This is a genomic window from Rhodocyclus tenuis (assembly GCF_014197755.1).
Lineage (GTDB): Bacteria > Pseudomonadota > Gammaproteobacteria > Burkholderiales > Rhodocyclaceae > Rhodocyclus > Rhodocyclus tenuis.
This window is the reverse complement of the sequence record NZ_JACIGE010000013.1, coordinates 109,831-119,164: the sequence shown is the minus strand read 5'-3', so window position 1 is coordinate 119,164 and position 9,334 is coordinate 109,831. Positions and strand designations below refer to the sequence as shown.

Annotated in this window: 6 protein-coding genes; all 6 read right to left on the bottom strand. The window is 54.0% G+C overall.

From position 1 onward, the window contains the following. Window positions 1-221: 221 nt before the first annotated feature. The 6 genes from GGD90_RS15735 to GGD90_RS15710 all read right to left on the bottom strand — a co-directional run bounded on the left by GGD90_RS15735 (window position 222) and on the right by GGD90_RS15710 (window position 9,326). Window positions 222-938 carry a M48 family metallopeptidase gene (locus GGD90_RS15735; RefSeq protein WP_153117546.1) on the bottom strand — a complete coding sequence of 239 codons (717 nt, stop codon included), beginning with the start codon at window positions 936-938 and terminating at the stop codon, window positions 222-224. Then, the gene (locus GGD90_RS15730; protein WP_153117547.1) at window positions 938-4,042 is read right to left on the bottom strand and encodes a type I restriction endonuclease subunit R; all 3,105 of its coding nucleotides are present in this window, start codon (window positions 4,040-4,042) and stop codon (window positions 938-940) included. The genes GGD90_RS15735 and GGD90_RS15730 overlap by 1 nt, the downstream gene beginning before the upstream one ends. Window positions 4,043-4,215: 173 nt before the next feature. Further along, the gene (locus GGD90_RS15725; protein ID WP_153117548.1) at window positions 4,216-5,046 is read right to left on the bottom strand and encodes an ATP F0F1 synthase synthase; all 831 of its coding nucleotides are present in this window, start codon (window positions 5,044-5,046) and stop codon (window positions 4,216-4,218) included. 2 nt (window positions 5,047-5,048) lie between these two features. Continuing rightward, window positions 5,049-5,594, bottom strand: a complete 546-nt coding sequence (locus tag GGD90_RS15720) for a hypothetical protein (RefSeq protein WP_153117549.1) — start codon at window positions 5,592-5,594, stop codon at window positions 5,049-5,051. Next, window positions 5,587-6,852, bottom strand: coding sequence for a restriction endonuclease subunit S (locus GGD90_RS15715; protein ID WP_153117550.1), 1,266 nt, complete (start codon window positions 6,850-6,852; stop codon window positions 5,587-5,589). Before GGD90_RS15715 ends, GGD90_RS15720 begins: the two co-directional genes overlap by 8 nt. Beyond that, window positions 6,843-9,326 (bottom strand): type I restriction-modification system subunit M, encoded by a 2,484-nt coding sequence (locus GGD90_RS15710; RefSeq protein ID WP_153117551.1) that lies wholly within the window; start codon window positions 9,324-9,326, stop codon window positions 6,843-6,845. The genes GGD90_RS15715 and GGD90_RS15710 overlap by 10 nt, the downstream gene beginning before the upstream one ends. Window positions 9,327-9,334: the final 8 nt, after the last annotated feature.

Sequence of the window (9,334 nt, the reverse complement as noted above, 5' to 3'; positions counted from 1 at the left end):
ACGCCTGCCGCCTATGCCGAATCACTCATCCGGAAATCGGCTACATTAGCCTCGGACTCTAAAGCTCGCTGCTACTGAAAACGGGGGGACGTCGGGGACGTCGGACGTAAAACATATAGTTCGACCAAGGTTGACTGCTCTCAATTGCATCGCTGCAAATTATCGTTGGACATGCTCACAAAGGCGCATGCAGCTGTACTGATGATTTCCCCCTCATCAAGTCACTCTTTCCATACCTCTGCAGCCAACGGTAACTCATTGAGCTCAGCGCGGGCCTCTCGCCAGCTGGGGTAATGCTCTTCAAGGATTGCGATGAAGCAATCACTGTGCGTGGGCTCGATCAAATGAGCCATTTCATGCACGACGACGTACTCCAGCAAGTCCTTAGGCTTTTTCACCAGTTCCGTATTGAGGCGGATGTTTCCCTCAGCGTGATTGCAACTACCCCACTTGGTTTTCATCCGTTGCAGGAAATAGCCTGAGACTCTCACCTTGAGCTTTTGCTCCCACTTTTGGATCAGTGGCGGTACAGCCTCATGCAGCAACGACTTGTGCCACTCATGCATCACCTCCGCGCGCTTTTCTGAGCTGCTGCCTGGACGAACAATCAGGGTGATCCGCTTGTTGCTGAGGACAACGGTGGGCTTTACATCCTGGTAGTCCACCGTCATCAGGTAGCGCCGCCCCCAAACGTGGTGGCTCTCACGCTCAACGAACTGGCGTGGTGTTTCCCGCGCCTGACATTCAAGCTGTCTCTGCTGGTCACGAATCCAGACCAACTTGGAGATCGCGTAGGCCCGCGCTACTTCTAGGCGTGTGTTGGTTGGAGCAGCGAGAGTCACACGTCCATCAGGCGGGTGAACGGTGAGGTGGACATTCTTGATGTCCTTCCTGGTCACCGCTATTGAAATCTCGCCCAGTTGGATCGTCTCGTTCATCAGTACCCCGATTGGTTCTTGATGATTTCAAAAATAGCCTGCGTCGCCACCCGATCCCGCGACATGATGGGAAACAGCGCATTGAGCACCTGCTTCTCACGGGTGTCATCTCCTTTCCAGCCTGCCGGCGCCTGCTCTCGCATCGCCTGATCGAGTTCGAGCGCGAGCGTTGCCTTGCCATCGTCGTCAGTCGGGCAAACGAAAGTTGCGGCCGGAATGCTGGCCAGATTGTTGAAGAGAGCGATCGCTTCCGGGTGACCGTTGAGCACGTGCGGATGGCTGCCCGTACTCTTTGCCACCATCTTTTTCACCAACTCTTCGGCCTTCTGGAGGAATTTCTCGTAGGCAGCGGTGTCGTCGCGCTTTTGCTTGATCAGGTCTTCGAGTAGCTTGGATATCTCGTCGTAAAACTTCGGATCAGTCAGTTGATCCCGAATGATCGTCTTGCGGACGTTGTTGATGATGCCCTCAGCAATAGCGTTCCTCGACAGCTTGCCCTTCTGGTTGAGCTTCTTGGCAATGGCGTCGTGAATGCCGGTTTCGATGATCAGCTCGGTCAGTGAGAGCGAGCTAAGATTTCCCAAATCTTCAGCTGGGTCTGCTTGGATGTAGGTGTTGATGAGGTGGCGCATGTCCGCCTCATAAGGCTTGATGTCCAGCTCTTCGCCTGAATGCTTCTTGATCGCCGTGCGAGTGTCGCTGTAGAACTCGATCTCTTTTTCGAGTGCAGCAATATCAGCCGCTGAATACCCTGCGTCTTCGAGGTTCTGGGCAATTGCAGCATATGCTCGCAGGAACGCGGCTGCCGACTTGTAGAACGAGATGCGCAGCGGCTCGGTGTTCAGCAGTGCTTCCGGATCGGTGGCATCACCGCAGAAATAGTGCAGGTACTGCTCCATCTCGCGTGGCATTGCCACCGGCTCGCACAGATAGCGCAGCGCCTCGCGGGCCGCATCGAGTTGCGCCTTGCCTTCCTTGAGCCAGTTCTTCACGGTGACGTTGCCGTCGTCGCCACCCCCGTCGATGTCCAGCTCGTCCGAGGTGTATACGGCGATGGAGTCCTGCACCTTCTCGAACAGCTCTTTGTAGTCGACGATGTGGCCATAGTCCTTGTCGTCGCCGTCTAGCCGGTTTGTGCGGCAGATAGCCTGGAACAGGTTGTGATCGCGCAGCTCGTTGTCGAGGTAGATGTAGGTGCAAGAAGGCGCATCGAAACCGGTCAGCAGTTTGCTCACCACGATCAGCAGCTTCAGATTGGCAGGCTCGTCGATGAAGCGCTGCTTGGTCTTGTCCTCGTAGTCCTTGGTGGTCTGATCTTTTTGCAGGACGTGCTGGGTGTAGGTGTCGAACTTGTAGCGCTCGTCGCTGTCCTTGGGCTCGCGCGAAATCGCGTTGTGGTTGGGCTCGTAGGACGTAATGATTCCGCAGTACTTGCCGAACGACGTGTTCTGGAACAAACGGAAATAGTGGCATGCGTCGTAAATGGAGGCAGCAACCAGGATGGCCGTACCTCTGTCATTGTTGAGGCGCGGCTGGACACCGAAGTCGTGGATGATGTCGGCAATGATGCGCTGTTTGCGCTCACCGGCACTCATCAGCTCTTCCATAGTCGCCCAACGTTTACGCAGAACCGACCGCTGAAAGTTGTTCAGCCCCTTGGTTTTCTGATCAAACCACGCATCGATAGCTTTCTTTGACGTTAGGCGCTGAGGCACATCGCGCGCTTCGTACTTCAGGTCAAGCACAACCTTGTCGGCCACAGCTTCATCGAACTTGTAGGTGTGGATGTAGGTGCCGAAAACCTCGCGGGTGGTCTGCTTGTCTTTGCGCAGCAGAGGCGTGCCGGTGAAACCGATGAAGATGGCGTTCTCCAGCCATCGCTTCATCTGCTTGTTCATGTCGCCGCCTTGCGTACGGTGACATTCATCCACGAAGACGTAGACACGGCCGACCACTTTGGGAGGCTCACCCTTCAGATCGGTCGTATCAAACTTGTGGACCAGCGCGCACATTAGGCGCGGCGTGGCAGCCCCCAACTTTTCGACCAGTTCCGCGCGGGAGGTGATGCGCGGCGATGCCGCATCCTCGCCAATCACGCCTGCATTACGCATCACACCCACGATCTGCTTGTCCAGCTCATCACGGTCGGTGATGACCAGGACGCGGGCGTGCGGGTCAAATTCCAGCAGCCACTTGGCAATCAGCACCATCAGAATGCTCTTGCCGCTGCCTTGGGTGTGCCAGATCACACCGCCTTCCTGCTGCTTCACCCGCTCCTGGGCCGCTTTCACGCCGTGGTATTGATGGACGCGAGGCACCTTCTTTTGACCGCCATCGAAGATGATGAAGTTGCGGATCAGATCCAGTAGGCGCACCTTGTCAAACATCTGCGCCAGTGGTTTATCTAGCAGCGCACCCTCTGCGAGTGGCTCTGATGTGGTGGCGCCTTTATCCTTGCGCCCCTTCCACTCGACGAAGAATTTCTCCGGCGTGCCCGTGGTGCCGTAGCGCAAACCCTGCGAGTCGCTTCCCGCCAGCACCAACTGCACCGTGCTGAAAAATCCCTTGTTGAAAATCTCTTCCTGGTTGGTGATGAGCTGACGAACACCGTCGGCCACTTCCACCGAACTGCGTTTCAACTCAATGACGGCGACCGCGATGCCATTGATGTAAACGACCAGATCGGGCCGCCGTTCGTAGCCGCCGCGCAAGGTGACCTCTTCGGCCAAGCCAAAGTCGTTGTTGCCAGGCGTTTCCCAGTCGATGAGGTGTACGGTCTCATGCGCCTGCCCGGCGGCAATCTGTACCGGTACGCCATAGCGCAGCAGTTGGTAGGTGCGCAGATTGGCTTGATACAGGGTGATGCCGGTGGAGTCGGCGGCGGTCAGGAGCTTTTGCAGCGCAGCGGAAATGTGCGCATCGGAATAACCACGCTTCTTGAGGTTGCTGCGCAAAAAATCTGCTTCGAGGCAGCGGTTGTTGTCGCGTTTACTCCACTCACCCAGGTGATCGTACCCAAGGCAGTCAAGGCGACTTGTGTCAGCAAATAGGGCGGTAACGCGGTTCTGTGTTTTGCGTTCGGAGCGAGCGACAGGCGAAGTCATGACATTAAATACCCTGTTATATATGTTGCCGCAGGACGAGCCCTACGGCACGGGGGCAGTATTTTTGTAGGCAGCTGAAGCTGTCTTCGCCGTTGGCCAATTGGAGTAGAAAGGCCGCTTCGGTCATTTCTTTATGCCCTGCGGATCGCCAACTAGATGTGCCATGCTTTTACCTAGGCAACAGCCTGAACCGAGTTGGCGAGTCGCTTTTCTTTACTGATGAGCGTGGTGTAAAAGCGCTGCTCGATACCGTAAACAAGCTGCTTCAAGTCATCATCTTTGCTGATGATGAATTTTCCACTAGCCGCATCGTAATTCAGCGTGTTATTGCAATAGTCACTGATATAGGGAATCAATGAATTCCTGTCCTCTTGTGTCATGGTACTTAACGTCGTCATTGCCAAACCAATACGCTTACGGTTTGGCTTGGAAACATCATCGACGCCGTAATTTTTCAAATTGATAAATGGCTCTGCCAAAAAATTGGTGACTTCTTCCTTGGTGGCCTCCTTGAAAAGTACGTCTATCCCCTTGAAGATGCTGGCTATTCCAGCAAGGTCACGAAAAACTAAGGTATCGGAGTCTTTCAGGTAAATGGCATCGGGCAATGGCTTAATGACCAAGCGATTTTCGGGTTGTTCAATCTTGGCCACTTCACCAAAAATTATGGATTTTCGTTTAATAAATAGCGAAGGATGAACTTTCTGAAAATAGAAGTCGCTGCCTTGAAGAGAGAGCAGGTAGGCAATCTCGGAGAACTTGTCTTTTTTCAGGTTATCGTAGTCTTTGGTATCAAAGTCATTTTTGAGAATATTCAAGCAAAAATCACGGTCTTTGAAGCCCTCTATCTTGAACCAAGAGTCTTCATCCAAATTGTGATCTGGGCTATAGGCGACGCAAGAGGCGACGCTTACGTTCACATCCTCATATAACGTGTGGTCTGAGATGAGCCTAAAAAATGGCTTTTTAGGCAGATTTTTAACCCTCGCAAAGACGTGATTCATGCCTAACCCCTTTCAATGAAAGTGTAGTTGTTGATTCGGTACGCTGTGGCGATCTCAATATCGCTTGGCTGCTTATACTGATGTCGGCTAATCAGGAATATCGCTGTGCCGTTTTTGGTCTTGATGTTGTAGAACTCATAGCCAAAAAGCAGAAACAAGGGATTGAAGTAGAGCGCCTGCGATAGGAATGTAAAAACAAAGAGGACGACATACACAAACCACAGAACGTCCCAGTTGCTGATGCCAAGCGCGACAAAGAAATAGCCAAGATAACTGGGGAGAAAGCTATTGTTCGCGTGTTCAATGCTGTCGACTTCGCCTTTCTTGAACTCATCCTTTCCAAGGTGTGAACTCAAAAAGATGCTAGTGCCCGTCAGTGCGATAGGAACGACAAGGTAAGCTGCATACGAAATCCAGCTGGGAAGATTAAACTGAGCAAGAACAGGAATCAATGTTCCCAGAACTTCACATTTTTGCACTAGAAAAATAATGAGAAGGAGCGATGTGGCATTGAATGTCAGCAGGAGACGAAAAGCAAAATTAATCATTAAGCCCTCCCTGAACCAGCCGTGTTTTTCCAGTCAACAGCTCCTGCATCATGCCTTGTTTGATGTTGCGGATTTTGTCGCGGCGGGCTTCGAGCACCAATAACTCGGCGTCCATGTTCGAGAGCACTGCAGCAATGGCGTTTTGTTCAGGGAGCGATGGCAGAGCCAGAACGATGCTGGACAAGGCGGCGGCACTAATGTGAACAACAGCGTCACCTTGTCCTTTGCTTGTTTTTTGAGCAGCAATTGGTACGGTGTTGCAGTAATAACCCATGAACATCGGGTTAACGCCAGTAGCTCGGAGAATCACAGTGTCTCCACCAGCGTACGCTTCGTAGTCGTCAATAAAGGCGACGCATTTGCCAATTTCCCCCTTGGTCTCGCCAGAACCAGCAAATAGCAAGTCGCCTTGTTTCAATCTCGTCGCCATTGTCGCTACCTGCGGGGAAACCCAGGAATTAAAAGACTTGATGTAATCATTGTGATGCGTATAAATCTCGCCATAACGGATGCACGGGAGCATTCCGCTCTGCGCTTCGTCTTTCTTGACACCGCGCCCCTTCAAGAAGTGGCCAATATTCCCAAGTTGCGCCACCTCCCAATCCCCTCTGAATCCCGGCAGACGAGTTTCACCTGTGAGCAATTGCTGCTTGGCCGCCTGCTTCAGATCGCGCTTCTTGGCGATCATTTGATCAAGGGTAGCGAGCAAAGCATCGACATCGCTTAGGACTTGGGCAATGGCGCGTTGTTCGGGGAGAGGGGGAAGGGCTAGCACCATCTCACCGAGCTGTCTCCCGTTCAGTGCGGGAAGGGCAGTCGTAGCAACCAACGCGCCGAGCTTCTTCGTCAACAACAGCGAGTGAACATAGCGGACATCGGCGCGACTGCTGTTAAGGACATACGCAGCCATATTGTTGTCGATGCAGCTCGGCTGGCCAAGGATCTTCTTTCGCTCTAGGAAGACAGCAGCCCCAACTTTCGCGAAGACGATACTGTCAGCCGGGAAAACATGGGCACCCAGATGCTTACGCGTTTGCTCTGAGATGTAGTGGTTGGCTGCCGTCATGAAGGTCCCATTGCCTTCATTGTTCATGTCCGATACTTTGAAGAATGGGTATTCACCGGTACGTTGTCCCTGAGCCCAAAGAGGGAAACCGCTGCCGCCCTTGAAAACCCCAAACTCACGCGCGCGCAGGCAATCCCAAACATCAGGAATGACGCCAACCTCCGTCCGCTTATAGCCAGGCATCAGTTCCATACCGCTCCCATCTTTTTCAGGTGCTCATCCACCCGCGCCGAGAGTATTGCGAGGTCTTTGGTCAGCGTCGGCAGCGGCGTGGCATAGCGTTCCGCAAGCTGCCGGATGCGACTGGTGAGGGTTTGAGAAACCCGATCCAGCTCGCCTTGCACAGCATCGGCCAAGGTCGCCAACCATTTGTCGTCCGCAACAAGTGTCTTGATCTCTTCCTCTGTCAATTTGGGGTACTTGGCATCTAGCTTGGCCTCAAGGTCATCCTGCGCCGCTTTCAGCTTGGCCTTGATGTCGGTGTGTTTGTCGAGCAATGCGACGTAGTCCTGCAGAGCTTTGCGCTCGTCGGCGTAATCAGGATCTTTGCCGATCTCCTTCAAGCGGGCTTTGACAGCCTTGGCGGTGATCTTCTGCTTGTCGCCTTCGCCTTCAATGACCTCGGCCAGTAGCTCTTCTTCGCCGCTGTTCTCTTCCATCATCTCCTGAAGCTGCTGCTCGACATCGGCAAGCTTGGCCTCAAGCGCTTCCATGCTGTCGCGTTCGACGCTGAAGTAGCGGGCGATCAGAATTGGCGCGGAAATCAGGTCGGATTTGAATCGGCGCTTGCCCTTTGTGTAATCAAAGGGGGATTTGGGCCACACCAACTTTCCATTCGCGTCTTTGATTTTGACCACTTCACGCGGCTGCGCGCCGACCTGCCAGCCAACGTCGGCGATCAGATAGCAGTCGTCTTGCATCGTCTCTGCCCAGTAGTCCATGAGGTGCTGGTACACGTCATAGGCATTCACCAGGGGCGTCGACTTGAATCGGGCAAGCAGGTCCTCAGACAGTGACTCAATCAGTTGCTTTGGGTGGTCGTTTTTCGCAAAGCCCTTCAACTGCGGGGTGCTGACTTGCTTCCAATCAGCAAAGACCTTGGTCGCTGCCTGATTGAATACAGTGAACTCAGGATGCGCAAAGATGGTAGTCTTTACCTCGGCGAGGGGCAGTTTCAACTGTGCATAACCAGCGCGTCCGGCTGATTCAAACAGTGTGCCGCGCACACCTGGGATCACCTTCCAGTGTTCGCCCAACGCATCAAGGTCACGCTCTGGAATCCCGCCGAGCAAGTGACCATCTATGTCCTGAATGTCTTCAGGTTCGGTGCTGTCGATGTAGCGTGGCAGGTTGAGGTTGTAGTCGTTCTTGGGGTCTGCGATCTCGGTGAGCGGCACCATGCGCGAGTAGCGTGGCAACTCTGCCAACTTGGTGAAGGCATCGACGATCTTGTGAATGTCCTGCTCACGCAGGCGGTTCTTGGCACCGTCCTTGATGAAGCCCTTGGAGGCGTCGATCATGAAGATGCCTTTGCGTGCAGAAGCGTTTTCCTTGTCCAGCACCAGGATGCAGGCGGGAATGCCCGTGCCATAGAACAGGTTGCCTGGTAGGCCAATGATCCCTTTGAGGATGCCCGACCGCACCAGCTTCTCGCGGATGACAGCCTCGGCATTGCCCCGGAAAAGGACACCGTGAGGGAGAATGCATGCGCCTTTGCCGGTGCTCTTCATTGAGCGAATGATGTGCAGCAGGTAAGCGTAGTCGCCTTGCTTTTTCGGCGGTTCGCCCCAAGCAAAACGCTGGTGCGCATCGCTGGCTGGGGTCAGGCCGGTGCTCCAGGTCTTGTCTGAAAACGGCGGATTGGCGACGACGTAGTCATAGGTACGCAGCGACTCGCCATCTTTGAATTTCGGCGAGGCCAGCGTGTTGCCCTGCAGGATGTTGGCGGTTGGAAAGTCATGCAGGATCATGTTCATACGGGCGAGACCAGCAGTGGTCACGTCCATTTCCTGCCCTTCCAACGTGATGTGCTTGCCAGCCTCTGCAGCCACCTTGAGCAGCAAGGAGCCAGAGCCGCAGGTAGGGTCATACGCGGTGGTCGAGGCCACTGCATTGGCGGGGGAGATGCCCACGACCTTGGCCATGATGCGACTGACCTCGGATGGCGTATAGAACTGGCCTTTGCTCTTACCGCTCTGCGAGGCAAAGTGCCGCATCAGGTATTCATAGGCGTCGCCGAGTATGTCGTCGTTCTCGGCACGGTTCTTCGAAAAATCCAACTCGGGCTTTTGGAAGATGCCGATCAGGTTGCTGAGGCGATCCACCATCGCCTGACCCTCACCGAGCTTGTTCGGGTCGTTGAAATCAGGAAAGTCGCTGCGTGCAAGGCGGGTGTTGGCGTCGATCAGGGGCTGAATGACCTGTGTGTTGATCTTGTCGCCGATATCACTTTTGCCCTTGAGGGCAACCATGTCTTTGAAGCTGGCTCCGGGCGGGATAGTGACTGGCGGGGCAAAGTCATCAGAGTCACCGTGCTTGTCCGAGACGTACTTGATGAACAGCATGAAAAGGACGTAGTCCTTATATTGGCTGGCATCCATGCCGCCGCGCAGCTCATCGCAAGATGCCCAGAGGGATGAGTAGAGGTCAGATTTTTTGATAGCCATTTTTTATT